The organism is Proteiniphilum sp. UBA5384, assembly GCF_002410825.1.
Taxonomy (GTDB): domain Bacteria; phylum Bacteroidota; class Bacteroidia; order Bacteroidales; family Dysgonomonadaceae; genus Proteiniphilum.
The window spans coordinates 131,224-157,354 of sequence record NZ_DHOS01000073.1; the positions used below are offsets into that span (position 1 = coordinate 131,224).

Annotated in this window: 22 protein-coding genes and 1 tRNA gene; 13 read left to right on the forward strand and 10 right to left on the reverse strand. The window is 43.2% G+C overall.

From position 1 onward, the window contains the following. Positions 1-7 precede the first annotated feature (7 nt). From B4G81_RS14725 to rpmH, 3 genes are all read right to left on the reverse strand, one after another. Entirely contained in the window at positions 8-1,084 is a 1,077-nt protein-coding gene (locus B4G81_RS14725) for an RluA family pseudouridine synthase (RefSeq protein WP_414703210.1), read from the reverse strand. Positions 1,085-1,094: 10 nt separating this feature from the next. Continuing rightward, on the reverse strand, positions 1,095-1,754 hold the full coding sequence (locus B4G81_RS14730; RefSeq protein ID WP_294083828.1) for a PASTA domain-containing protein: 660 nt from the start codon (positions 1,752-1,754) through the stop codon (positions 1,095-1,097). A 178-nt stretch (positions 1,755-1,932) separates the two neighbouring features. Beyond that, a complete protein-coding gene (gene rpmH / locus B4G81_RS14735; RefSeq protein WP_076931049.1) occupies positions 1,933-2,079 on the reverse strand; it encodes a 50S ribosomal protein L34 in 147 nt (48 codons plus the stop codon). 268 nt (positions 2,080-2,347) lie between these two features. Between rpmH and B4G81_RS14740 the strand changes: the two genes are divergently transcribed. The 8 genes from B4G81_RS14740 (at position 2,348) to B4G81_RS14775 (ending at position 9,237) form a co-directional block, all read left to right on the forward strand. After that, positions 2,348-2,419 (forward strand) — tRNA-Glu (locus B4G81_RS14740). Positions 2,420-2,456: 37 nt separating this feature from the next. Continuing rightward, positions 2,457-2,711 carry a 30S ribosomal protein S20 gene (gene rpsT, locus B4G81_RS14745; RefSeq protein ID WP_294083833.1) on the forward strand — a complete coding sequence of 85 codons (255 nt, stop codon included), beginning with the start codon at positions 2,457-2,459 and terminating at the stop codon, positions 2,709-2,711. A gap of 1 nt (position 2,712) precedes the next feature. Further along, on the forward strand, positions 2,713-3,018 hold the full coding sequence (locus B4G81_RS14750) for a Dabb family protein (protein WP_294083835.1): 306 nt from the start codon (positions 2,713-2,715) through the stop codon (positions 3,016-3,018). Positions 3,019-3,266: 248 nt separating this feature from the next. Beyond that, positions 3,267-5,225, forward strand: coding sequence for a DNA topoisomerase (ATP-hydrolyzing) subunit B (gene gyrB, locus B4G81_RS14755; protein ID WP_294083837.1), 1,959 nt, complete (start codon positions 3,267-3,269; stop codon positions 5,223-5,225). 14 nt (positions 5,226-5,239) lie between these two features. Then, positions 5,240-6,145, forward strand: coding sequence for a S66 peptidase family protein (locus B4G81_RS14760; RefSeq protein WP_294083839.1), 906 nt, complete (start codon positions 5,240-5,242; stop codon positions 6,143-6,145). 14 nt (positions 6,146-6,159) lie between these two features. Then, positions 6,160-7,674 (forward strand): potassium/proton antiporter, encoded by a 1,515-nt coding sequence (locus tag B4G81_RS14765; protein WP_294083841.1) that lies wholly within the window; start codon positions 6,160-6,162, stop codon positions 7,672-7,674. Between the two features lie 99 nt (positions 7,675-7,773). Beyond that, positions 7,774-8,790 (forward strand): M28 family peptidase, encoded by a 1,017-nt coding sequence (locus tag B4G81_RS14770; protein ID WP_294083843.1) that lies wholly within the window; start codon positions 7,774-7,776, stop codon positions 8,788-8,790. A 6-nt stretch (positions 8,791-8,796) separates the two neighbouring features. Then, positions 8,797-9,237 (forward strand): SufE family protein, encoded by a 441-nt coding sequence (locus B4G81_RS14775; protein WP_294083845.1) that lies wholly within the window; start codon positions 8,797-8,799, stop codon positions 9,235-9,237. A 794-nt stretch (positions 9,238-10,031) separates the two neighbouring features. On the opposite strand, the gene B4G81_RS14780 is transcribed toward B4G81_RS14775, so the two are convergent. The 3 genes from B4G81_RS14780 to B4G81_RS14790 all read right to left on the reverse strand — a co-directional run bounded on the left by B4G81_RS14780 (position 10,032) and on the right by B4G81_RS14790 (position 12,937). Further along, complete coding sequence (locus B4G81_RS14780) at positions 10,032-10,820, reverse strand: pyrroline-5-carboxylate reductase family protein (protein ID WP_294083847.1); 789 nt, start codon at positions 10,818-10,820, stop codon at positions 10,032-10,034. Between the two features lie 93 nt (positions 10,821-10,913). Next, entirely contained in the window at positions 10,914-11,678 is a 765-nt protein-coding gene (gene proB, locus B4G81_RS14785) for a glutamate 5-kinase (protein WP_294083849.1), read from the reverse strand. 71 nt (positions 11,679-11,749) lie between these two features. Next, positions 11,750-12,937 (reverse strand): glutamate-5-semialdehyde dehydrogenase, encoded by a 1,188-nt coding sequence (locus B4G81_RS14790; protein WP_294083851.1) that lies wholly within the window; start codon positions 12,935-12,937, stop codon positions 11,750-11,752. A gap of 217 nt (positions 12,938-13,154) precedes the next feature. Here B4G81_RS14790 and B4G81_RS14795 point away from each other — a divergent pair, with 217 nt between their 5' ends. After that, on the forward strand, positions 13,155-14,960 hold the full coding sequence (locus tag B4G81_RS14795) for an ABC transporter ATP-binding protein (RefSeq protein WP_294083853.1): 1,806 nt from the start codon (positions 13,155-13,157) through the stop codon (positions 14,958-14,960). 6 nt (positions 14,961-14,966) lie between these two features. Here the strand turns inward: B4G81_RS14795 and B4G81_RS14800 are convergent, their stop codons facing one another. The 4 genes from B4G81_RS14800 to B4G81_RS14815 all read right to left on the reverse strand — a co-directional run bounded on the left by B4G81_RS14800 (position 14,967) and on the right by B4G81_RS14815 (position 20,629). Continuing rightward, positions 14,967-16,265, reverse strand: coding sequence for a sensor histidine kinase (locus B4G81_RS14800; protein WP_294083855.1), 1,299 nt, complete (start codon positions 16,263-16,265; stop codon positions 14,967-14,969). Beyond that, positions 16,262-17,653: a sigma-54-dependent transcriptional regulator gene (locus tag B4G81_RS14805; protein ID WP_294083874.1), complete on the reverse strand. Its 1,392-nt coding sequence runs from the start codon at positions 17,651-17,653 to the stop codon at positions 16,262-16,264. The genes B4G81_RS14800 and B4G81_RS14805 overlap by 4 nt, the downstream gene beginning before the upstream one ends. Positions 17,654-17,811: 158 nt before the next feature. Beyond that, entirely contained in the window at positions 17,812-19,287 is a 1,476-nt protein-coding gene (locus tag B4G81_RS14810; protein WP_414703211.1) for a TolC family protein, read from the reverse strand. A gap of 196 nt (positions 19,288-19,483) precedes the next feature. Then, positions 19,484-20,629, reverse strand: a complete 1,146-nt coding sequence (locus B4G81_RS14815) for a hypothetical protein (RefSeq protein WP_294083858.1) — start codon at positions 20,627-20,629, stop codon at positions 19,484-19,486. A gap of 386 nt (positions 20,630-21,015) precedes the next feature. Between B4G81_RS14815 and B4G81_RS14820 the strand changes: the two genes are divergently transcribed. The 4 genes from B4G81_RS14820 to B4G81_RS14835 form a co-directional block, all read left to right on the forward strand. Then, positions 21,016-22,935 carry an RHS repeat-associated core domain-containing protein gene (locus tag B4G81_RS14820; protein WP_294083860.1) on the forward strand — a complete coding sequence of 640 codons (1,920 nt, stop codon included), beginning with the start codon at positions 21,016-21,018 and terminating at the stop codon, positions 22,933-22,935. An 89-nt stretch (positions 22,936-23,024) separates the two neighbouring features. Continuing rightward, a complete protein-coding gene (locus B4G81_RS14825) occupies positions 23,025-23,912 on the forward strand; it encodes a hypothetical protein (protein WP_294083862.1) in 888 nt (295 codons plus the stop codon). A gap of 5 nt (positions 23,913-23,917) precedes the next feature. Beyond that, the gene (locus B4G81_RS14830) at positions 23,918-24,700 is read left to right on the forward strand and encodes a hypothetical protein (protein WP_294083864.1); all 783 of its coding nucleotides are present in this window, start codon (positions 23,918-23,920) and stop codon (positions 24,698-24,700) included. Positions 24,701-25,461: 761 nt separating this feature from the next. Continuing rightward, positions 25,462-26,131 (forward strand): phage integrase SAM-like domain and Arm DNA-binding domain-containing protein (locus tag B4G81_RS14835; RefSeq protein WP_294083866.1); only part of this gene is annotated, 670 nt, incomplete at its 3' end.

Sequence of the window (26,131 nt, forward strand, 5' to 3'; positions counted from 1 at the left end):
ATCATCATTATTTCCCAACCTTACTGTATGCTCTCCATTTATCGATTACCGATTGCATATCTTCAGGGATATTGCTTTCAAAGAAAAGTTCATTACCCGTGGAGGGATGAATGAACCCTAATGTCTGTGCGTGCAAGCATTGCCGGGGGCACAGGTCGAAGCAATTATATACGAATTGTTTATATTTTGCGAAATGGGTTCCGCGAAGGATATCATTTCCTCCATATCGCTCATCGTTGAACAATGGGTGTCCTATATGTTTCATATGTACCCGGATCTGGTGTGTGCGTCCTGTTTCAAGCCGGCATTGCACCAATGTCACATAGCCAAACCGCTCAAGCACACTATAGTGGGTGACAGCCGGTTTTCCATGCTCACCGTCGGGAAAAACCCGCATGCGCATGCGGTCGTTCGGGTCGCGTCCGATATTGCCTTCAATGGTACCGTGGTCGTCTGCCGGATTTCCCCATACCAAGGCTATGTACATCCTTTTTGTCTCTTTTCTGAAAAACTGGGCGGAGAGGGTAGTCTTGGCCACGGGTGTCTTGGCTACGAGCAGTAAGCCCGATGTATCTTTGTCGATCCTATGTACCAAACCCAGCCTTGGATCATTCATATCACTGATATTGTCATGGTGAAGATGGTATGCTACCGCGTTGACAAGTGTTCCGGTATAGTTTCCGTGTCCGGGGTGTACTACCATGCCCGCAGGTTTGTTAATCACCATTAACGCATCATCTTCATAAACAATGTCAAGGGGAATATTTTCCGGTATGATCTCCAGTTCCCGTCGTGGTTGATCCATCACGATAGAGATTACATCTAGCGGTTTTACCTTGTAGTTCGATTTAACCGGCTGTCCATTCACCAGGATGCAGTTTGCCTCAGCTGCCTGCTGGATGCGGTTTCGGGATATTCCCTCTATCCTGACAGACAGGAATTTATCGATCCGAAGCATGTTTTGACCTTTGTCTGCTACAAACCTGTAATGCTCGAATTTCTGATTTTCGTTCCGGGATTCTTCCGCTATGGCATCATCATCTTCCGGTAAAAAATCGATATCGTCTAAATTCTGTTTCGTCACAAACAATCAGTTAGAAAAATGAATCGTCTATCCCTCCATCGCCTTCCGGTTGAGAATTGCCGCTTAACCGTCCGGGCGGTACAATATATTCGTTGTCGATTTTCAATGAATCGGCAAGTATCCCACTGGTAACCACCAGAGTGAGAGGAGAGCCGGCCGGCACCTTTTCTTCGGCTATCAACCTTTTCCCTCTGTATTCCACAGCTACCACCAGCCCGGAATATTCAGCCGGTACTTCCTGAATGGATATCTGATTAAATCCCAGTGAGTTTAACAATGCTGATGCTTGCCGGGACGAGTAGTCCGCCAATTCCGGCACTGCAATCATCTGAGGATTCTTTGAGTATATTGTCAAATAAATGGCACGTCCCTCTTTTACTTTATTACCAGCCTTGGGTGTTTGATCTATGATGGCTCCGGGTACGGCGTCACGATGGTAGACGGAGTCTACGATCTCGGCATGGAGACCCTTGCCCTTGAGTATAGTATTGGCTTCCTCGATTTGAAGATTTTCAAGAGCAGGTACAATCACATTTTGCCCATGTCTTGTATAGATGTTTAAGAGCAGCAATGCCAGTATAATAAGTAATATACCGCTGGCTATAATCAGCAACAGATTTTTTACAATACCGTCGCTAAAGAAAGATATTTTAGTCTGTTTTTTACTCATAACAATCGCTCATAAGGACGTATGCACATACAGAGATACAAAAGTAGTAAAAATAATGAGAGTGGGAGGGTAGAGTTATGGAAAAAGAAAGACGAATACATTTTATATTATATAGGTTAGAATAAACAAAAAACAGGAATAGCACTGTCCTATTCCTGTTTTTTTAATGATAAGTCTATCAATATTCGTCCGACACGGTTAATTTTGCCCTGCCCTTTGAACGACGGGCAGCAAGCACTTTCCTTCCGTTTTTGGAAGCCATTCTGGAACGGAATCCGTGTTTATTCTTTCTCTTTCTGTTAGAGGGTTGAAATGTTCTTTTCATACGATTATTTTATTTTTTTTATTTCGTTGTATGGAATATTTGTCATAATGGCGTGCAAAATTAGACAAAATATTTGAAAGAACCAATCCGATGCGGAATAAAAATAGTTTTTTTCTATTTTTCAGCCCTTTATACAATTGCAATCAAAAAATGGAGGAAATGAATGAAGAAATTTGAATGAAAAGTTTTGTGCTTTCAGAAAAACGTTCTATATTTGCACCCGCAATTGCGACAGCGAGATATTTAACAATAGGTTCACGCCTGAAAAGGCCCATTCGTCTATCGGTTAGGACGCAAGATTTTCATTCTTGAAAGAGGGGTTCGATTCCCCTATGGGCTACATTAATTGAAAAAATAAAACATACGCGTCAATAGAAATGGCAAATCATAAATCATCTATAAAGAGAATCAGACAAGCTAAAGTTCGTCGTCTGTCTAATAGATATGTGTCACGCACTACTAGGAATAAAGTGCGCGAATTACGTACCATCACTTCCAAAGAAGAGGCTCAGAAGATGTATCCCGAAGTTTGCTCTATGCTTGATAAGTTGGCAAAGAAGAACGTGATACACCAGAACAAGGCTAACAACCTCAAGTCGAAGTTAGCTTCTCATGTAAACAGTCTTAATTGAGATGATCCGGCATTTGGTATTCTTTCAATTGGCCGAACAGGCTGAGGGGAATTCCAAAAAGGAAAACATCCTTATTATCAAGGAGAAATTAGAAGCTCTCAAGGAGGTAATATCTGTAATACGTAAGATAGAGGTCTTGTCGAATCATCCTTTGGCTTCTTCGGAAAATTATGATATTGTGCTCGACAGCGAGTTTGATTCGCTGGAAGATCTGGAATATTATACGATCCATCCTGCCCATCAGGAAGTGACTGGATTTATAGCTAAGGTAAGGGTTGGCAGGGCAGCTATTGACTGCGAAATCTAAGAGAGGTTTATTTTAAAATAACAATAAAAGCGGACAAATCGTCCGCTTTTATTGTTATTGGCTTTTTCTGGTATAGTAATCAGAGTTCTCTCCTATCGTTGGGTATCGACCCGGTAATGGTTCACTAAAAAAAACAAAAGGGATTGGAAAAATGACTATTTTTTCGTACTTTTGTTCAGTTTTGAAAAATTTATGGGATTATTAATAAATATCTGATTTATAGTCGATTTTAATATATACTGAAAGAAATGTCAGAAGAAGAGAAAAAAAATGGAAGCGGAAATTATTCCGCACAAAATATTCAAGTACTCGAAGGGCTTGAAGCAGTACGTAAACGCCCTGCGATGTATATCGGGGATGTAAGCGAAAAGGGATTGCATCATTTGGTGTCTGAAGTAGTGGACAACTCTATTGATGAGGCCTTGGCCGGATACTGTTCCGAGATTGATGTGACTATCAACGAAGATAATTCCATTACTGTAAAAGACAACGGACGGGGTATTCCTGTAGATTATCACGAGAAGGAAAAGAAATCGGCCTTAGAGGTTGTACTCACGGTGCTGCATGCAGGCGGTAAGTTTGATAAGGGAACTTATAAAGTGTCGGGTGGTCTTCATGGAGTGGGTGTTTCTTGCGTGAATGCGCTTTCTATTTATTTGAAAGCTGAAGTACATAAAGACGGCAAAGTCTATGTACAGGAATATTCAAAAGGGAAACCTTATGCCGATGTGAAGGTGGTAGGGGAGACTAACGAGACAGGTACCATCATTACCTTCAAACCGGATGATACTATTTTTATTACGACCGAATACAGGCACGATATATTAGCAACCCGCCTCCGTGAACTGGCTTACCTGAATGCCGGTATTACCCTTACACTGACCGATAGGCGGGTTTCTACCGAAGAGGGTACTTTTAAGACAGACCGTTTTTATTCCGAAACGGGACTGGAAGAATTTGTTCGTTATATTGATAAAAATAAGGAACCGCTCATCCCGGAACCTATTCATATTATTACCGAGAAAAGCGGTATTCCCATTGAAATTGCGCTTACTTATAATGATACGTATAATGAGAATATCCATTCTTATGTAAACAATATCAACACTATTGAAGGAGGAGCACATCTTACCGGTTTCAGACGTGGACTTTCACGTACACTCAAGAAATATGCCGAAGACTCCAAGATGCTTGAGAAAGTGAAAGTGGAGATCAGTGGCGATGATTTCCGTGAAGGAATCACTGCCGTACTGTCAGTAAAGGTAGCCGAACCTCAGTTCGAGGGGCAAACCAAGACAAAATTGGGGAACAGTGAGGTAATAGGAGCGGTGGACCAGGCAACAGGAGAAGCCTTGAAAAATTATTTGGAGGAACATCCCAAAGAAGCCCGGGTAATTGTGGAAAAAGTTATCCTGGCGGCGACAGCACGTCAGGCGGCACGTAAAGCCCGTGAGATGGTACAGCGTAAATCGCCGCTCTCGGGAGCCGGATTGCCCGGAAAGCTGGCTGACTGTTCAAGCAAAGATCCGGTACAGAGCGAAATTTTCCTGGTAGAGGGTGATTCTGCAGGAGGAACGGCCAAACAAGGTCGTAACCGTATATTTCAGGCCATCCTTCCTTTACGCGGTAAAATCCTGAATGTGGAGAAAGCGATGCCGCATAAGGTGCTGGAAAGTGACGAAATCAAGAACATATATACCGCTTTAGGTGTTTCTATAGGGACCGAGGAAGATTCCAAAGAACTCAATATAGAACGATTGAGGTATCACAAGATTATTCTGATGACGGATGCTGATGTGGACGGTAGCCATATTGATACCCTTATTCTTACTTTTTTCTTCCGTTATATGCGGCTACTGATAGAAAATGGATATGTCTATATAGCTACTCCACCTCTCTATCTTTGTAAGAAAGGTAAGGTTGAAGAGTATTGTTACAACGATCAGCAACGACAGGCCTTTATCAATAAATATGGAGAGGGTAACGAAAATGCTATTCATACGCAGCGTTATAAAGGTCTTGGGGAAATGAATGCCGAGCAACTCTGGGAAACAACAATGAATCCTGAGCACCGCACCCTGAAACAGGTGACAATTGAAAATGCTGCCGATGCAGATGTGATTTTCTCTATGTTGATGGGTGAAGAAGTGGCACCTCGCCGCGAGTTTATAGAAGAGAACGCAACATATGCCAATATAGATGCATAGATGATAATAACCGGATGAAGCGACCGCCAACACTGCACTTTAATGATAGAGCCGTCATTCTCTCCCCCGCGGGGAAAATAGAGGGTTATATTGTGCAGGATGCTGCGGATGTGTTGGAGAATTGGGGCCTTCGTCCGAAAATCAGTGAAAACGCCTTGTGTGACGAAGGGCGGTTCAGTGGTTCGGTAAAACAACGTCTTTCCGATCTGCAAAATGCATTTGACGATCCGTTAATTAAACTTATCCTCTGTTCTCGTGGTGGTTACGGGATGATACATCTGATCGAGAAACTCAACTTTTCGGAGATCAGGAAAAATCCAAAATGGGTGGTTGGTTATAGTGATATAACTTCACTTCATGCGGCGTTGCAGACCCATGGCATAGCGTCTCTTCACGGGCCGATGGCGCAGCATTTCTCTGATGAAGGAGCCGGAGACATATCGGTACGCTATACAAAAAGTATCTTGGCCGGTCAACCCGTAAAATACCGGATTCCTGTGGGAAATAATTTCCCTTTGAATCGAAAAGGAAGTGCCAGAGGCAGATTATTTGGCGGAAACCTTTCGGTTTTCTGTAGTTTGTTGGGATCTAAGTACCTGAAAATTCCCCGTGGGGGTATATTATTCATTGAGGATATTGGAGAAGCGCCTTACCGTGTGGATCGAATGATTTATCAATTAAAACTTGCAGGAATATTCAGAAAAATCAATGGTTTGATTGTCGGGCAGTTTACCGGTTATGAGGAGGATAATCTCATGTATGCCCCGTTACATCAATCTATTTGGGAGGCAGTCAACGAGTATGATTTTCCTGTTTGCTTTAATTTTCCGGCAGGTCATGTGAGGTTGAATTTTCCGTTGCTCATGGGAGCAACAGCAATATTGAGAGTAGAAAATGATTTTAGTTCATTCGTACAATAAACGAATATAAGAAGATGACAGTAAGCCCTGAATTATTATTATTGGTAGGATCTATCCTGTTTTTTATAAGTATGTTGGTTGGGAAAGCAGGTCACCGTTTTGGTGTCCCGGTATTATTGCTTTTCCTTGTGGTGGGAATGGTTTTTGGATCAGACGGATTTGGTTTACAATTTGAAAATGTGCAGACGGCACAAACGATTGGCACAATCTGTCTGACTGTGATTCTTTTTTCCGGTGGTTTGGATACCAAGTTTTCTGAAATAAAGCCGATTATCTGGCCCGGAGTAATGCTTGCCACAATAGGGGTACTTATTACAGCGGTTGTCACCGGAGTATTTATTTACTGGTTATCAGGACATATGTTCCCTTCTTTGGGAATCAGCCTATTGACGGCAATGCTGCTTTCATCTACTTTTTCATCTACCGATTCGGCTTCTGTTTTTGGTATATTGCGTTCCAAAGGATTGTCGCTTAAGAATAACCTTAGACCATTGCTGGAGTTGGAGAGTGGAAGTAATGACCCAATGGCTTATATGCTTACAATCGTGTTTATGGGGATTATCCAGTCGGGATCCGATCCCAATATCGGTATGGTAGCCCTTACCATCGTAGTGCAACTCGTAGTGGGTGCCGGGATGGGTTATCTATTGGGAAAAGGATCGGTGAAGATTATCAACCGTATCCGTATGGACAATACTTCTTTTTATCCTATTCTATTGCTGACGTTAGGGATATTTATCTTTGCCTCTACTTACTATCTGAAAGGAAATGGATATCTGGCAGTGTATATTGCCGGATTGGTTATTGGCAATGCGAAGTTCTCCCATAAACGGACCTCCATGAAGTTTATAGATGGAGTAGCCTGGATGAGCCAGATATTGCTATTCATCACATTGGGATTACTTGTAAATCCTGCCGAACTGCTTGATGTATTGGTTCCGGCATTAATTGTTTCTGCTTTCCTTATTTTTATCGGACGACCGTTGACAGTATTCCTTACACTTATTCCATTCCGTAAAATAGGCGTCAGGGATAATATTTATATTTCCTGGGTAGGCTTGAGAGGAGCTGTTCCTATTATTTTTGCTATTCTGCCCTTGGCGGCCGGAATTCCGGGTGCACGTTGGATATTTAATATGGTCTTCGTGATCACTATTGTTTCTCTGCTTGTGCAAGGTACTTCGCTTCCTCTGGTTGCAAAATGGCTGAAGTTGGCTGAAAAACCGGAGGACCATAAGGCTTTGGTAGATTTTGATGTAGAATTTGCCGAAGAGATCAAGTCGGCAATGACTGAAATACTGATTACCGACGAGACTTTACAATATGGGAAAAATTTAATTGAGATGCCTTTGCCCGACAAAACACTGGTGGTAATGGTGAAACGGGGAGAGCGCTATTTTGTGCCTACCGGACAGACTGAATTGTATTCAGGGGATAAATTATTGGTTATTTCCGACAATGAAGAGGCGCTAAGGGAAACTTATCAGAATATCGGGATTTCTAATTTTTCATATCAAAAGAACCAGTAGTAATTTGACGAAGGTGTTAATAAGACTAATCCCGATTTATCAGGAAAAGTTATGAATAATAATTTGATTGGCATATTAATAAATTGACACATTTATTATATGAAACAAGTAGGAAATTTTTTTATACTGATGTTATTCATAGCCGGCGTGTTGTTTTCTATATCGTGTAATTCCTGTCAGTCCAAAAAAGGTACACTGGTGATGGAGCCATACCGGCAGGTTTCTCCGGATTTCAATGCCGATAGTGCTTATGTGTTTGTGGCGAAACAGGTTGGCTTTGGTCCGAGGGTGCCCGGTTCAACGGCTCATAAAGCCTGTGGTGATTATTTGGTATCGAAACTGTCGGAATTTGGCGCACAAGTGACAGAACAGAAGGCGGAGATCATCCATTATGATGGTAGAGATTTATATATACGAAATATAATCGGAAGCTATCATCCTGAAAAAGAGAGAAGAGTATTGCTTTTTGCCCATTGGGATACGCGTCCCTTTGCCGATGAAGAACCCGATGCCGGTAGCCAGTACCAACCCATTGCAGGTGCTGATGATGGAGCAAGCGGGGTAGGGGTATTGCTCGAAATTGCCCGAAGCTTGCATCACGATCCCGTTGAGAGGGGTGTTGATATTATCTTCTTCGACATGGAAGATTGGGGGCAGCCCTCTTTTGAGACCGATTGGGTGCAGGGTGAATGGTGGTGTCGTGGTTCACAATATTGGTCAGAGCAGCCTCATGTAGAAAATTATAAAGCTGAGTATGGTATCCTGCTCGATATGGTGGGTAGTGCCAATGCCACTTTTTTGAAAGAAGGATACTCTAAGCAGTATGCCCCGGCTGTATTGGAAAAAGTATGGAGTATCGCAGCAAAATTAGGATATGGAAACTATTTCCAATCGAAAAATGGAGGTTATATTACTGACGATCATTTGTTGGTGAATCGCCATCATCGGGCCCCGAGCATCAATATTATCAATTTGAGAACCGACTCCCATACCGGATTTGTGCAACATTGGCATACGCATAGGGATGATATGCGCAATATCGACCGAAATAGCCTGAAGGTGGTTGGACAAACCGTAATGGAATTGATTTATAGTGAACCGGTAAAGATAGATTAAAGAGAAATGAAGCAGACAATAGACGAAGTACAACAGGAGATTATTGATGAGTTCAGTATATATGACGACTGGATGGATAAATATGCTGTTATTATCGAGCAGGGAAACGCCTTGCAACCCATTGACGAAAAATATAAAATACCCGAAAATATCATAGAAGGATGCCAGAGCCGAGTCTGGTTGCAGACTGATTACCATGAGGGAAAACTCTATCTCCAGGCTGAGAGTGATGCTATCATCGTGAAAGGATTACTCGCGTTGGTACTTCGGGTATTTAATGGACGTACTCCCGATGAAATTATCAATACCGATCTTCGTTTTCTGAAAGAAATCGGCTTGACCGAACATCTTTCCCCTACGCGGTCTAACGGATTGCTTTCGGTAATCAAACAGATCCGTTTTTATGCCATTGCATATAAAGCCAAAGATGATTCGATGATTTATTGATGTGTCAAGTCTGAGATTTGAGATTTCAGCAGAGTGTTTTGGTCCGCCGGAAGAAGTGGCGGGAGTTCCCCTTTGTCCATATCCTATCGTATCGCCCACGGAGGCAATTTGTACAGAGAGACAATGATTACATTGAAAAGGTTCTTCATCAAGACTGGGTTTGTCTTCGTAGAGGAGATAATCTTTTCGTTGTTTGGCTGGAGTCAGGTTAGGCATCATTACATTGGCGCCGAATAAGAATCCCTTTTCCCTTCCGAATTTATCCAATGCCTGCATAGCTGTGGAAAAAGTCTCACCACGGCAGAAAGGGGTTCCTGAGTATTCAATAAAAGGACCACCCCCCATCATATCTATCTCCATGTCCCGAAGGAAAAGAATATCACCTGCTATATCCTGGTAGGTTTGGCAAGGTACGCCAATCATACTTCCTGAACCTACCTGAAAAACAATTTTTTTCAACGATTTCAGATACCTATACGCGTATCGAAGCTATGTACCCTGTCGTCAGGATGCCATTTTTTATATAACTGAGGAGAAGATGTCTCTATGCGGAGGAAGTAATGATGCGCTCCGCTCTCAAAGAAACGACGGTAAGTTTCTTCACTTTGTGCCCCGCAGGATAGAGTAATGCCCTGATTGTATCTTGCTTTGATCTGCTTTATAATGGCGCAAACAAAATAAATATGTTCTTCGCTTTGATTTTCACCAGTTTGAAATACTAAAGAGCCGTTAACGCAAGGATTGCAAGGCTTCCATCTCCTCCTTTGAAAAATGCTTCTCTTTAAATCATTATTTTAATCTTCGTTTTTACTCATTTTCTCCGATCGGTTTCTGGCTGCATCCAATACACCCTTGAAATGTTTTCCTATCTCGTGGGTACGGAAATAATCAAGCCCTGCCTGGGTAGTACCTCCTTTGCTGGTAATATTTTTTATTAATTGTTCGATACTATGATTCTTCTGGTTTTGTGTGAAGTAGATAGTTGTTCCCTGTGTAAGTTCCAGTAGAAGTCCGTCAAGCTGCTCCCCGGATAAGTTGAACTCCTGCATTTTCTCCTTGAAGATATGGATGAAAGAGAGGATAAAAGCGGGCCCGCTACCGAAGACAGCGGTGAAAAGGTCGAAACCGCCCTCTTCCAGTGCTACTGCTTTTCCCAGTTTTTCCAAAAGATGAAAGATCTCCACCGCTTTTATATTATCGGGATAGTTGGATGCGAAGGACGTCACCGATTTACGATAAGCTACCGCCAAATTGGGCATAATACGTATGATTAATTGCTCAGTGCCCAGATAGTGTTCTATATAAGCAATAGTTCTTCCTGCTACCGGTGAGACGATAGTTTTACCTGCCCTGTTGAGCTGTTTTAATTCTCCCAGAATGAGGGATAGGTCCTGTGGTTTTACCATTAACCAGACCACATCGGCAAAAGTAACGAGATCTTCCATCCGCTCATAAAAGGGAATATCTACCTCTTTCCGGTTTCTTGCATAATAGGCGAACTCAATATCCGCCTCGTCTTTCAATCCCTGATATACTGCTTTGGCCAGATTGCCGAAGCCTATAAATCCATGTTTTACTTTCATTAATTACCAATTACTATTACCATTTACCAATCTTTATTCAATTTCACTTTCAACCTTCCAGTCCCCATCCTCCTATTCTCTTAAGTCTTCCAGTCATTTTTTACAAAACCGAGTGAATGGGATACGGTTGCCCATGGCGTTGATGATATAATTGGCACGCTGTCCATTTACAATCCACATCTCTACCCCGTGTGCCATGCATATTTCCGCTGCATGTACTTTGGACGACATGCCTCCGGTTCCCAGTGAAGACTCTTTCTCTTCAATATATTCACTAATGGAGTTTAAGTCGGAAACTTCGGCTATCAATTGTGCATCGGCATGCAGGTGCGGATTCCGGTTAAAAATACCATCGATGTCTGAGACAAGTACCAACAGATCTGCTTCCGTGATTACTGCCACCAGCGCCGAAAGTTTGTCGTTATCACCCAGTACGATTTCTTCGATGGAAACAGTATCGTTTTCATTGACAATGGGGGTGTAATCGACCTGCCAAAGTCGTTTGATGGTGTTACGCGTATTTTCATTGGCTGTCGGATTTTCGAAATCGCGGTAAGTCAAAAGTATTTGTGCAATATTTAATCCGAACGTGCTGAAAATGGTGTCGTACAACTCCATCAATTTGGTCTGCCCGATAGCTGCCAGCGCTTGTTTGGAGTCGACATGCTTATAGAACCCGTTAATTTCCACAAATTGTCTTGCAGTAGCAATCGCCCCTGATGAGACGATCACGATATCGTATTCTTTTTTCAATTCTACGATTTGTCGTGCCAAACTCTCTATCACCGCAAATGATATACGGTTTGTTCCGGCTGTTAGTGTAGATGTTCCGATTTTTATGATCAATTTCTTCTTCATTCTATGTCCTTAGTCTTATCTTCCCAACCATTTGGGCATCCTATTCTTCCATTTCCCGCTCTTCCAGTCTCTCAGTCCCTCACCTGTCCGTTTCCATATACGAACCACTTGTTGGTTACCAGTTCCTGTGCACCTAAGGGGCCACGAAAATGGAGTTTTTGCGTACTTATAGCGATTTCTGCACCCACGCCAAACTGTCCGCCGTCAGTAAAACGTGACGACGCATTGTGGTAGACCGCGGCACAATCCACCTGTTGCATAAATATATCGGCTTTTGCGATATCGTTTGTTACAATCACAGCCGTATGTCCACCGGAGTAGCGGTTAATCATTCCTATAGCTTCCTGTATTTCATCCACAAGGGAAAGGTATAGTTTTGGAGCCAGGTATTCTTCACAAAGTGTGGCAGCATCATTTTCCTCCTTGATATCTTTATGTAGTGATACTATTTCTTGGTTTCCCCATACTTCGATACCTTTTTCCGTAAGATGTGTTACCAACTCAGAGAGTTTTTCCTTCAGTTTGTTTATATTCCTGTTTATGAGAATCTTGTCTATCGCATTGCAGACGCTGATACGTTCTTTACCGTTTACCACAAGCCGTACGGCCATTTCAAAATCGGAATCGTTATCGATATAGAGGAAGTTATTGCCCCTGCCGCTTACGATGACCGGCATTGAAGCATTTGCCTGTACGAAATGGATTAATCCTTCTCCTCCCCGGGGAATAATAAGATCCACATGATGGCTGTTTTCCCTGATGAGGCGTTGTGTCTCCTCACGGGACAAGTCGAGATACCTGATGTAATTCGAATCAGCATTATGTCCTGCAAGCGCTTGTTGCCACAGTCCGGTAAGCAGCAGGTTAGTATGGCGTGCCTCTTTGCCTCCTTTCAACAAAATACGATTTCCCGCTTTAAATGCAGTAGCCGCAGCTTCGATAGTGACATCGGGCCGAGATTCATATATGATCAGGATGGTTCCGAACGGTACTGTCCGGTTTGTAATCTTTACTCCGTCTTCACGGACGAACTCATAAAGGACTTTCCCTTCTGGATCGGATTGTGAAGCGACTTCCTCTAATGAACGGATCATTCCATCGATCTTTTTATTATCTACCTTCAGCCGGTCTGTCATCGACTCGTCCATTCCCGGAAACGTATCCATATCAGTATTGTTTACTTCTATGATTTTTTCCCTGTTCACTTCCAAAAGGTGTGCGAGAAAAAATAATACGTCATTTTTTTGTTCATTGTCCATATTATAGTCAAATGATGCCTTTACAATTTTTTATATATTATAATTAATTGAAAATACTTATTCCGGCAGGATTTTGTTTACCTGTTTCGGTATGTATAATTGAAAGTATTTTGGTCTCAAAGGTAGCAAATTATTCTTAAATTATTTCTTTTGCTATCCAAATTGAATTATAATGAAATAGTTTAAACCCTTTTCAACTTGTTAAGTCCAATGGTCGATGATTAATAAAGAAACTTATAGCCAGTCTTTTAAAGCCCTTTTCCGAAACCTTGTCCCATATGTGAAACCCTATAGGAAGATGATTGCGGGGACACTCCTTCTCACGCTGGTGGGATCGTTTGCCGCCCAGGTAAATCCGCTTTTAGTGAACGAGACGATCAATCGTGTGGAAGAGTTGCTCAGGCAGTCCGACCCGTTTGAGAACGGGGTGCGCTTACTGTTGATCATTTCCGCCATCATGCTTGCCAATGAGTTGCTGAACATCGGTATCCAGTTCGGACAGAAATATTTCGGGGAGAAAATCCGTATCAAAGTGGGAAGCGACCTTTCCCAGGCTGCTGTAGATCGTATATTGAGATATAAGATGTCGTTTTTTTCCGAACCGGAAAACCAGACCGGATTATTGCAAACCCGCATTAATAGGGGAATTGAGAGCCTTATTGGGCTGGTACAGAACTTCTTCCTCGATATACTGCCCCTGTTTTCAACCGCTATCATCGCCCTTGTGGTGATGTATAACGCCAACCTCTATGTGGGGTTGCTGGCTACGATCATAGTTCCGGCTTACTTTTATGTGAGCCAGAAACAGGCAGGTAGGTTGAAAGGATGGCGCATCCAGTTGCGGGGGCAACGCGAACGCAAGAACCATGGATTGATCAATATTATCGATTCCATCACGGTGATCAAGAGCTTCGTACGGGAAGAACCGGAAGGAAAGAAACAATATGATGTGCAGATGGAGATGCTCAACAACCAATTGCAGACCCGCCGGACAAGTTATGTCTACGAGAGCCTGAAATCGTTTATACAGCAGATCGGGGTGGTGCTGATCATTATCCTTACCGTATTTCTGGTGCTTGATGGACAGATGGGAATCGGTGCCATCATGATGCATATCATGCTCTTCCGCAACGTGTCGGCTCCCATCAGCCAGTTGCATCGTATCTATGACCAGGTGAATGACGCCCTGATCTATGCCGACGGATTTTTCGAGGTGCTTGCCAACGACGATGCGGTAGAGGTGGGTGGTGACATAAAAGCCCAGGATGTGAAGGGACAGTTTGAAGTACGTGATGTGACCTTCACCTATCCCAACGGGAAGGAGGCGCTTTCGGATGTCAGTCTCACCCTTGAAAAAGGCAAGACGACGGCTATTGTCGGCTTAAGCGGGGCCGGCAAGAGTACCCTGATTAATCTTCTTTGTAAATTTTATAAGCCTGATCGCGGAGAGATCCTGCTGGACGGGATCGACCTGGAAGAGTATGAGAACGGGTCATTGCGTAACAATATCGGTCTGGTATTGCAGAAGAATCATATTTTCAAGGGAACCATCTATGACAATATCCTTTACGGGAAACTCGATGCTACGCGTGAGGAGGTGATCGAAGCATCGAAAAGTGCTTTTCTGCACGACCAGGTGCTTCTGCTGCCCGACGGTTACGATACCGACGCTTCCAACCTGAGTGGCGGACAGCAGCAACGGATCGCCATTGCCCGGTTGTTCCTGAAGAATCCGCCGGTGATTTTCCTTGATGAGCCGACCGCCAGCCTCGACGCCATTGCCACCGAGCATATCAAGATGAGCCTCGATGCCATCAAGGAAGGCCGCACGGTGGTGATTATTTCCCACTCACTTTCGCAGATCGTGGATGCCGACGTGATCCACGTATTAAAAGAAGGACGGTTGGTGGAGACCGGCTCGCATGAGTCGCTCTATAAACTGAACGGGGAATACCGCAAGATATTCGACGCTTCTGCCCGCAGCCTCAACCTCGACAAGATGCTCGACACCATCGCAGGGTGAGTATCCTTAATCAAACCGGATAATAAACCGTGTCCAGTTGTCGGGGTAAGTGCGTAAGGAATATTGGACATCATGCTGTGCGAGTACTTCACGGATAAAAAGCAGTCCGATCCCCTGTCCTTGGGGTTTGCTGGAAAAGAAGGGGTTGAATATCTTTTTCTCGACCTCCCTGCTGATTCCCTTCCCGTTGTCCGCAATGACCAATTTTTTCGACTGCGCCTCTGTGGTGATGATGATTTCCCCATTTTCTTCAATACTTTCCACCGCGTTCTTGATGATGTTCAGTATTACCTGGTCAAAGAGCGATGTGTCAAGCAGTACCGGTGGAAGGTGCTCGTCCGGCTTGAAGGTGAGCCGGATGTTTTTGTGTGTACACATCACTTCCATAAAACGTATCAGGTTGGTGATTAACCGGTTCAGGTCGATCAGTTCCCGCTCTGCTTTCGGAATCTTTACTACATCGGCAAAGTTGGTGATAAAGCGACTCATCCCATAACATCTCTCCACGCAGATTTGCATGGCCTGTCGCATATCCTCTGCTTCGGGGACCGGTTCAAGTCCTTCAATCACGGTGTCGAGGGTGGAAGTGATCCCCGCGGTGGTGTTGTTTACCTCGTGGGATATCATGCGGATCACTTTTTCGTATGCTTTCTTTTCTGCCCTGCGTACTTCCTCCGTAAGACTTTCGATCAAGTAGAACGGACGAGGGAATCCCCGGTCGACAAATGATTCCAGTGAGCATTTATAGACGGTACCATTACTCAGGCCGATAGAGCGGGTTTCGTGCATCGGTATTTCTGAAAGGTCGATCGGCACCGATTCTTTTATTTCGGAGATTGTCTTGCCTCTCACCCCATCCGCATTCTTCACATCTAACAGTCTGACTGCCGCCGGGTTGAGGTCGATAATCTGGTGGTCGTAGTTCAGCACGATGACACCCATGGGTGAAGCAGTGATGAGCAGGTCGAGGAATTCATTCTGTTCGCGGAGTTGGAGCCGTTCGTTCTTCAATTGCGCCATCATCCTGTTGAAGATGGCGACTACCCTGTCGGCTTCGTATTGTCCCACTTCCCGGAGTTTGGAACTGAAATCCTGTTCCCGGAGCAGGTCCATCCCGTTACTGATCGTTTGCAAGGGGCGCACCGTTTTCCGGTAGAAAATGACCAGATATACCACAGTTCCCAGGATAAGCCCCTCAAGCGCCAATGTTTTCCACGAAGGAGCATCCAAGTTCTCGTAAAGTGTAAACCCGAAGACCAGCAGCAGTAAAATTGCCAGAATATAGAAATAGACTTTCAGTTTCATAACCCATATTTCTCAATGCGCCGGTAGAGGGCGGTCCTGCTTATCCCCAGCGCGCGGGCGGCTTTCGACAGGTTGCCGTTATGTTGTTCGATCGCATGGCGGATAGTTTGTGCTTCCAAGTTGTCCAACGTCATGGGCTGGTCTGTATGGTAGCTGCCGGGCAGGATTCCTCGCCTTTCCTGTACTCCCTGCACCCCCTGAGCCCCCTGCATGGGTGTTTGGCTGCGCAGGTCGTCTGCCGAAATGCGGCTCTTTCCACTTACGAGGATGGTGCGCTCTATCAAGTTCTTCAATTCCCGGATATTTCCCGGAAACGGAAGCGTTTGGAGTAGTTCGAAAGCGTCGGGAGTGAATGAAATGGCAGGAAGCCTGTTTTGTGCCGATAGGCGGTCGGCAAAGAATTGTGCCAGCAGGGGAATATCTTCTTTACGTTCGCGGAGTGCCGGCAGATGAATTTGAATCAGGTTGATGCGGTAGAAAAGGTCTTCACGGAATGTCTTTTCCCGTACCATTTGCTGCAAGTCGGCATTGGTTGCGCTCACCACCCGTACATCCACTTTTCGGGGAGTACTGTCGCCCAGCACCTCGAAGGTCTGGTCCTGCAATACACGTAGCAGTTTCACCTGGCAGGTGATGTCGAGTTCACCGATCTCATCCAGGAAGATGGTTCCCTTGTCCGCCAATTCGAATCGTCCGGTACGGTCGGCTTGGGCATCGGTAAAGGCTCCTTTGCGGTGCCCGAACATCTCGCTTTCGAATAGGCTTTGGGATACGCCGCCCAGGTTGACTTTCACAAACCGTTGTTTTTTGCGGGAGCTGTTTTTGTGGATGGCCTCCGCAATCAGTTCTTTCCCTGTACCGCTTTCTCCTGTGATTAATACCGAAGCATTGGTGTCGGCGATTCGGGCTACGGTGGAGAGTACGTCGACCAATGCCTTCGATTGTCCGATGATGAAAGAGAAATCATATTGACCATCCAGCTCCCGGCGTGTCTGAGGAAGATTGTCAATAGCTCTCCGCGCTTTCAGTTCGAGTGCGGTTTCTACCGACTTCAATAGTTGGCGGTTATCCCAGGGTTTGGTGATGAAGTCGAATGCACCGGTTTTCATCCCTCGTACTGCAAGCGATATGGAGCCCCATGCGGTAATCAGTATGACGGGCACCCTTGGACAAAAGACCTGTACTTTCTGCAATAACTCTAATCCTTCTTCACCTTTGGTGGTCAGTGAAAAATTCATATCCATCAGCATCAGGTCCGGCGAGGTATGGCGTACGAAATCCAGCGCCGCTTTGGGAGAAGCCACCGCTTCGGTTTCATATCCCGCACGTTTCAGCAGTAGTGAAAGTGAAGAACGTACAATCGCATCGTCATCAATTATCAAGATTATCATGAGCGCAAAGTTACTATTTTTATCTCATTGGCATTACTTGCTCCGATTTATCGGGGTTATCCACATTAACTCATTGACTTCGTCCATTTTCTGTCGTCACTCGACAAAGCGCAAACAAGTTTGGCTATGTGTTCGTTCCTAAGAAAATTGACACATTATTCCCTTACCAACCGTTCAAATTCAGCATCCATATTTACGCCCTTTTCAAAATCATACAATGTGAGGCTGCGCAGTTGATAGAGATAATACCAGTATAAATGCATTTCCGAAACGTAATTGGCTCGGGCATTGTCTTTCGAGAGTTGAGCGTCATTCAGGTCGAGGGTGTTGATTTTTCCGATCATGAATGATTCTACCGATGTGTTGTAACGTTTCTGTGCGATCACATCGGCTTCCCGGGATATACGCAATTGTGCTGCCTGGTGGTTGTATTGCTCTACCAACAGGAAGATATCCTGGTTGAAATCCATCTGTTCCTGTTTGAGACGGGAAGCGATCACGTCGCGGTTGGACTCCGCCACTTTCACGCGCCCCTTGCGTTTACCCCAATCAAGAATGGGTATCTTTACGCCTACCTGTATCACCTGGTAATCCATCAGGTTCTGGTATGCTGCCCGGAATGCCTGATCCTGCCCGGTATATCCTACCGAAGCGAACAGGGCTATTTCGCGTTGTGCCCCTTTGGCTTTTGCCACTTCATAATCAGCTTCCAACTGGCGGCGACGGATATTTTGGGCAAGCGGGTTATTTTGTTGCGCTTTTTCCAACACCTCGTGATAACTGATCACCGGATATTGTGTCATTTCAGGGATTACCGGATCGATGGTGTCGGTTTCGCTCAGTCCCAAAAACGACCGTAGCCGGAACATCGCACCATTGAGGGACGACTGTTCTTTGGTGAGGTTGGATGCTGCTTTCAGGGCTGAAAGTTCCAGTTGCAGCAGTTCGTTTTCCGATATCTGCCCCATTTTACGGCGTGCCTGTGCAATTTCGTAGATACGGTCGGCGTTCTTCTTGTTCTGTTCGGCGATATGCAGGTTTTCCTTTGCCAGGAGTAGCTGGAAATAATAGGTGATGGTGCGTAGCGTGATGATTTCCACGTTTTCCAGATAAGAGGCTTTCGCTTCGTTATAGCGGATGGGCTCAATACGCCGTTTCCATTTCATGTTGTTTACGCCGAAGATGGGCTGGGAATAGGTAACCCCTACCGGCACACTCATATAGTAGCGGTTGGCTCCGGACGAATTCAGCGGATCGATATATTGCAAAGAGGTGTTGAGGGACAGTTTTCCGCCGGTTAACCATACATTCTGGTCGATGGAGATATCACCGTTTACACTCAGTGAATTGGTCCTGACAAATTTATAGGAGCCATCGTCACTTTGGTATAGGTTATAACTCCTTCTGTAATCCGGCAGGGTGGCAGAGAAATTCACTTCCGGCAGCAGATCTGCCCGGTAGGTGCGGTATTCCCAGTAGGATGTCTTTAACTCGTTAAGCGCCACCGCGGCGTCTACCGATTGTAGTCGCGCCATCTCAATGGCTTCGGGAAGTGTCAGCACCTGCTGTGCCGGCACCCCCGTTGCCATAGAAAATAAAAAAAGTAGAGTTATGAAATTTATTTTTTGCATACAAGAGTCATACAAGGGTCATTGAGTCTAAATCTATCCTGCCATAAACAAAGGATGTGCCAAAAATATAATCAATTGTGTATTAGATTATAATAAAACAATAACTGTCCGAAAACGAACAGTCAGGGTTCGTTTTCGGACAGTGTCGAAAATAAAAGGTTAAGGATATATACTCTCGTTTTTCTTTTTTCAGTAGCTATTGAATGAATATTAGTTTATAAACCTCTTCATTGAAATTATCTCTATTAATTCCAATTAGTTTTTCTGTGGTTTTGAATAAATTATCGTTACCTCTACCACATTTTAGTAATTCATTAATCCCTTCTGTCCCTTTTTGCTTTTCAACTTCTCGACAAATAATCCCAGATATGATTCTATTTAGGTGTATTGGCCAAGGATAACCATATTCGGCAAGGATATTGGGGCTTTTTTCAAACAATTCTAATAAACTCACCTCTTCGTGCGATTTGAGATAATACTGCAATGCAGTTACTAATTCGTCTAACTCCGGAGATTTGCCAACAGTTCCTGCATGATAGGCGTTTCCCCAATAATAAGCTAAGCCACACTCTCCGTTCGCATTTCTTTGCGGTCTTTCCCGGATTTGCGAAGCGTAAATATGCAGGACATCATGCGAGAAATCTTCATCATTCATGCAAGTGAAAAGAGTTTTGGGATCCATGATATAGCCACTATTGTACACTCCGATTCGCGAAAAGTCATACATGCATCCCTGAAGTTGAAGTGCTTCTTGAAAATTCCGACACATGTAAATATCCCAGTTTCTAACAGGTAAGTTCAAATTCCGGGCCATCGAAATATTTTTCTGATTGAAAAGTTCAGCCCGTTTAGTATCAATTGTATCAGGATAATAATATGTAGCGGTTCCGATAGTTGTTGTTTTCCAAAATTTCGTATTGTATTTTAATGGATTAGCAAAGGTTATATTTGTCTTCTGGTTATTAACAAGAAAAGTGAAAATCCTCCCGATTTCCTCCTCTTTCTGATAACTCATTGTAAGTAGATATTGATTATCTTCCACAGGATATAGGTTGATTAATTGTGCCTGAAAATAGTGAGGAATGGTATCTTTTTCGTCAACACCTTTCAGGTGCGAAAAGAAATTGCGGTTCAATTCCTTATCTTTTGTATCCACCAGGGTGGTGTCCAATTGAGAATTATCAATGCTGATTAATAATTTGTCAAGCGAGTTAATGATTTTATTTGTAAGTGAATCCGGCAAAGCAGAATAAAATTCTTTACATAACTTGAATTGTGACTGGCAGTTGGCGCATAATGATATTACCAATAAGAGAGAGATTGTGAGTAGTTTTGTTTTCATTATAAGTTTGTTTCGTCGCCAAATTTAATAAATATTTGAGGAATAGCAATACTTATTTTTCCTTTTTTACCTGATGATGTTTTGGCTTAATCTATCTTGTTTTTTTGAAATTCGCTGTATTTCTCCGGAAAACAGCTGGAGATACCTGTTTTTCCGACTGGTCTTCAACATCTAACAGGACAAGTAATTACATTCTATTTTATCTGCTCTCAATCTCGGACATACACGAGCCTATTCTTGTATCTATGCTAACCATGCTGCTGCCGACTTCTATAATCAAAATTTATTATTTCAAAGCAACTTATTTAGAGCATTTAGTAAATTTCAGAAATGGACAATTTATAATTTATCGGACTACTTCTCGAAAATATAATCAATGAGGGCATTTGACTTCTATAGTGCATCCAAGTGGGGTAATCGATTCTACCACTATTACGTGGGGAGAAAAAGGACTATATAGTGTGAGCACCTTAAGTACCGGTAAACCTTCCACTATCACTCATTACGATGCACTGGGACGTGAAATACGAACTGGTAATCAACGCTTTGATGGACAGTGGCAATATGTAGACATGGAGTACGACAGTTATGGCCGATCATATAAGACCTCCCTTCCATTCAAGGGCACTTCTGCTACACAGTGGAGCAGTTATAATTATGACAGTTACAACCGTCCTACAAAGTTGACCGAAGCTTCTGGCAAAATTACTTCATGGACTTACTCCGGTTTAAGCACTACTGAAACCAATAACAGCATCGCTACCACCAGGACGATGGATGTATCAGGGGCTTTGGTCAGTGTATCAGATCCCGGAGGCACCATCACTTATACTTTGCGGCCAGACGGGCAACCTTCGTCCATTACTGCCCCGGGGGGTGTGGTAACTTCGTTCGAGTATGACGCCTTCGGCAGGCAGACAGCATTGGTGGACCCGAGCGCTGGGCGCCAGACATCTGCCTATTCATATACTGTAGCAGGTGTATTGACCCTCACTGAAACCAGCCCGAAGGGGACCAATATATCGGTCTTTGATAAATACGGCCGTATCACCAGCCTGCAGCGACAGGGTGAATTCACCACTACTTATGGGTATAGTGTAGATGGATTACTAGCGAACGAAACCTCTACAAACGGGACTTCAAAAACATTTACCTATGACATCTATGACAGGCTTCTGACAGAAAAAGAGACGGTTCCCGATAGCAAGTGGTTACAGAAGACATATACTTATAGTGGAGGGAATGTGTCATCAGTACAATATTCGGCACAGAGTGGTACGCTTGCTACCGAAAATTTCGTGTATGCCAATGGATATAATACAGAGATTAAGCTAAACGGTTCAACCACCATCTGGAAGCTGACTGTTGAAAATGCACTCGGACAACCCACATCAGCGACAACAGGTAATATGAGTAGAAGCTATAATTATAACGTCTATGGCGTATCAACAGGTAGAACTGCAGGGAGCATCCAAAACTTCACGTACAGTTTCGACGTACAGAAAGGCAACCTTTTGAGCCGGACCGACAACAGGTACAGCAAAACAGAAACATTCTCCTACGACAACCTGAACCGGTTGACCGGTGCTGCCGGTAATACAATTACATATGCAGCCAATGGAAACATAACACGTATCCAAGGCGTCGGTACGATGACCTACGGCAACTCGGCCAAACCCTATCAGGTAACCATGCTCAGTCCTGAAGGAAGTGCGGTGCCGTTACGCAACCAGAGCGTGGCGTACACCTCCTTCCTGCGTCCGTCACGCATAGATGAAAACGGGTTGAGCGCATCATTTACATATAACTCAACAGGAGAAAGGGTTAAGATGTACGTTGCCAACGGAACTACACCTGTGTTGACACGCTACTACATAGGTGGTCAATATGAACTGGATGCACCCTCGAATACCGAAAGGTTATATCTTGGAGGAAATGTATACTCTGCACCAGCTGTTTATGTAAAAGAAGGTGGAAACTGGAAAATTTATTATATTTGCAGGGATTACCTTGGTAGTATAACACATATTGCAAATACCAATGGAGAAAAGTTATATGAATACAGTTATGACGCGTGGGGACGGTTAAGAAATCCCTCCACACAGGTAGCGTACGCTCCGGGAAATGAACCGGCCTTGTTTCTTGGACGAGGATATATCGGTCATGAATACCTGCCTTGGTTCGGGTTGGTAAATATGAATGCAAGATTGTATGATCCGGCTCTCGGACGCTTTTTAAGCCCCGATCCGAATGTGCAGATGACGGACTTTACTCAGAATTTCAACCGGTATAGTGTTACTGTCTGAATAACCCGTTACTGTATATCGATCAGGATGGGGAGTCTTTTATACTGGTTGCCGCAATTATTGGAGCATGGATAGGCATGGGGCAAGCCATGATAAACAGCGATAAATCTGGTTGGGGGCTTGCTGGCGATATGTTCAAAGGAGCTCTAACAGGAGGCGCTGCAGGTGCCGCAGGAGCATGGGCAGGGGGTGCGGTTTCAGGCGCCTTGAACTTTGGAGGATTCTTTGGAGGAGCGGTGTCTGGTGGAGCCGGTGGAGGGCTGAGTGGTTTTATTGGCGGTTCAGGAAACGCATGGCTTCTACAGGGGGCCAACTTTGGACAAGGACTTTCTGCTGGCCTAATTGGAGGTGGAATTGGATTGGCGAGCGGAGCCCTACTAGGAGGGTTATCTAATGGTATACATGCAAGTAGAAATCATGGAGATTTCTGGACTGGGAAAGGTACAATTTTAGCGAGTTATGGAGATCCTAAACTACGCCCTGAAGATGTAAAAGTAGGCAAAGATGTGGAATTTTCTTCAGATTTCGCTAAAAAAGTTGCGGATGAAACCTATACAAAACTAGATTATGTAAAAGATATGAATACAAATAAAGTTCCATCTAAAGGAGGGTATACTATAAAGAATGGGAGTATTCTTGATGCAAAGGGTAGGATTATAGATGGTCTGACTGAATCATTGGGTAAGGGTAATTCCGCAGTCTATTTGTCTAAATCTACTTTTGTGAGTATGGATCAATTAAAAATGACTATAGGACATGAATATATACATGCTACTCATAATTTCATGGCTAGCAGGGGTATATTAAATGCTAATGCGAAGCATGAAGGAATATTATGGACAGAAATTTCTGCACATCACTGGGAAAATCACGTGTGGGGAGTACAAAACGGGTATGGAATATACGAGCGACAATTGGGGAGATTTCACTGGTGGAGAAAAGATTATTTTGGATGGCTCTTAAATGCAAAATACTAATTATTATGATAAATAAAATTTGTACCCCCTTTTTAATAATTGCAATTCTGGTAACAATACAAAGTTGTGAAAAACCTAGAATAACTGCAGAGCTAGACTTTGTTACACCCAAAGCAGATAGTCTAGTCATTTTGGTAAGTCTACAAAATCATTCTAATATACCTCTTTTATTAGTTTGTAAAGCGAATCAAATTGTGATTGAAGTAGATAATGCAATATTAGTAAACTATAATGGCTCGGCTGAAGAAGAATTTGAAAACTTAAAAAATGAGGCGCGGGGTTTTATAGAAGCTAATAATGAACGTAGTAATGTAAAAGACACATTCTACCTTACCTTACCAAAGGTGAATAAGCAATTCCAAGAAAATCATTTGGGAGATAAAGTTGACATATATGACAGGATTGATAAACTAGAGAATGCTTATTATGTCCTACGTAGAGATAAATTAGCTCCTGATCCACCTGATTTAGACAAAATTGCTAAATATTTTTATACTGATATAGAAGTATATAATTTGATTCAACGGGAAAATATCAAGGAGCAGAAAACAATCTTTTACGAGGAAGTCGTTATTCTAAAACCAAATCAAATTAAAACATTTTCGATTAATGCGAGCTATTTGTTGTTGCAAAAGGCTACATATCTCTTATCTTTTGATTTTAAAACTAACGATACTATCTTTATAGAAGAGGGGAAAACTTTACAAAAACTAGGATTCAAACGCTTTAAAGGGCATATTACCTCCAATGTAATCGAAATAAAATCAGAAAAAGAAGTAATACCTTAACAGCTATAGAACAGCTAGCTCATAATAACGTAGATACCTATGTAAGATGTATAGTTATGACAAAAATGACAATAACAGGTAGTTTTTTGTAATTGTTTAATATTTAAGTCCACTCCGATAAATCGTTTTCTTTAAAAATATCCCCTCCACAATACTCTGTAGGGAGGATGGAGTTGGGAAAATGGGGTTTTCGGAGGGAACTCATATTTATCAATATGAGAGTAGATCATACATATTTAATCGGATATTTAATTTTCCAGCTGTCAACCTCTTCCTTGATTGCTAAGGAAGTTGGTACATATTACTGTGATTTATGAGATAATGAGAATACAGTTGTAATTGGCTTGAATATTGATAAGTCTTATTATCTGAAAATTAATTGCACGATTATTGAAAATACATTTAGTTTTCCAATATCTGCAGGTAATTATACCAGTTGCAATGAATTATTAATCCTACATGATAATTATAGTGGATTTGTACTTTCTTTTAAAATAAAAGTCTAACAAAAAAGCAAGTCAAAGCCAAGCGAGGACAACCGATTGAAAATGTGCGGATAAAGTCCTTTGTTTGGCTTTTCTTTTAGGCGGTCAAAGCCACCGATAGACAAAGGTAGGACAAAGTTCAATTACCACATCATTACCTGCGCTACAAAATGCAATTTGGCTATAAGGAACTCGTTGTCTGCTGTTTGCGCCATTTCGTATAGCCTCTCTTAACTCGAAGTAAACTAATTTTGTAATCTGTAAAAACTTTGAGTTATGATGCAGCGTAGCACATTCAAAATTCTGTTCTATCTTAAACGGAACAACCCCAAGCCCGACGGAACAGTACCCGTAATGGGCAGGATAACGATTGACAAAACAATCAGTCAATTTAGTTGTAAAATGACAGTCCCGCCTAACCTTTGGGATACCAAAGCGGGAAGATTGACGGGTAAAAGCGCATTAGCGGTAAAGACGAACATTGCACTGGATAAAATCCGTGTCGATATCAACCGCCACTATCAGGATGTGATGCAAACGGATGGCTTTGTAACAGCGGATAAAGTGAAAAACGCCTATCTGGGATTGGGAGTAAAGCAGGACACGTTCTTAACTCTGTTTGCCAAACACAACCAAGAATTTTCCCGAAAGGTAGGCTACAACAGGACGGAAGCGACTTATTCCAAATATTGCACCCTGTATAAACACATGGAAGACTATATCAAGCAGGAATACAATCGGAATGATATTTTCCTGAAAGAATTGAACCTTGCTTTTATTAATGGTTTTGAACATTATTTGCGGACGGAACGTAAGTGTTCTACCAATACGATATGGTGTTATATGATTGGTGTAAAACACATTGTTGCCATTGCCCGCAATTCAGGTCAGTTAGCTATCAATCCGTTTGCAGGCTATCTGATTGATATTCCGATGATATGCACCC

Coding starts and splice junctions, on each gene's coding strand:
- B4G81_RS14730 (WP_294083828.1), bottom strand. CDS start 1,754: ATGAGTAAAAAACAGACTAAAATATCTTTCTTTAGCGACGGTATTGTA.
- rpmH (WP_076931049.1), bottom strand. CDS start 2,079: ATGAAAAGAACATTTCAACCCTCTAACAGAAAGAGAAAGAATAAACAC.
- rpsT (WP_294083833.1), top strand. CDS start 2,457: ATGGCAAATCATAAATCATCTATAAAGAGAATCAGACAAGCTAAAGTT.
- B4G81_RS14750 (WP_294083835.1), top strand. CDS start 2,713: ATGATCCGGCATTTGGTATTCTTTCAATTGGCCGAACAGGCTGAGGGG.
- gyrB (WP_294083837.1), top strand. CDS start 3,267: ATGTCAGAAGAAGAGAAAAAAAATGGAAGCGGAAATTATTCCGCACAA.
- B4G81_RS14760 (WP_294083839.1), top strand. CDS start 5,240: ATGAAGCGACCGCCAACACTGCACTTTAATGATAGAGCCGTCATTCTC.
- B4G81_RS14765 (WP_294083841.1), top strand. CDS start 6,160: ATGACAGTAAGCCCTGAATTATTATTATTGGTAGGATCTATCCTGTTT.
- B4G81_RS14770 (WP_294083843.1), top strand. CDS start 7,774: ATGAAACAAGTAGGAAATTTTTTTATACTGATGTTATTCATAGCCGGC.
- B4G81_RS14775 (WP_294083845.1), top strand. CDS start 8,797: ATGAAGCAGACAATAGACGAAGTACAACAGGAGATTATTGATGAGTTC.
- B4G81_RS14780 (WP_294083847.1), bottom strand. CDS start 10,820: ATGAAAGTAAAACATGGATTTATAGGCTTCGGCAATCTGGCCAAAGCA.
- proB (WP_294083849.1), bottom strand. CDS start 11,678: ATGAAGAAGAAATTGATCATAAAAATCGGAACATCTACACTAACAGCC.
- B4G81_RS14790 (WP_294083851.1), bottom strand. CDS start 12,937: ATGGACAATGAACAAAAAAATGACGTATTATTTTTTCTCGCACACCTT.
- B4G81_RS14795 (WP_294083853.1), top strand. CDS start 13,155: ATGATTAATAAAGAAACTTATAGCCAGTCTTTTAAAGCCCTTTTCCGA.
- B4G81_RS14800 (WP_294083855.1), bottom strand. CDS start 16,265: ATGAAACTGAAAGTCTATTTCTATATTCTGGCAATTTTACTGCTGCTG.
- B4G81_RS14810 (WP_414703211.1), bottom strand. CDS start 19,287: ATGCAAAAAATAAATTTCATAACTCTACTTTTTTTATTTTCTATGGCA.
- B4G81_RS14815 (WP_294083858.1), bottom strand. CDS start 20,629: ATGAAAACAAAACTACTCACAATCTCTCTCTTATTGGTAATATCATTA.
- B4G81_RS14825 (WP_294083862.1), top strand. CDS start 23,025: ATGATAAACAGCGATAAATCTGGTTGGGGGCTTGCTGGCGATATGTTC.
- B4G81_RS14830 (WP_294083864.1), top strand. CDS start 23,918: ATGATAAATAAAATTTGTACCCCCTTTTTAATAATTGCAATTCTGGTA.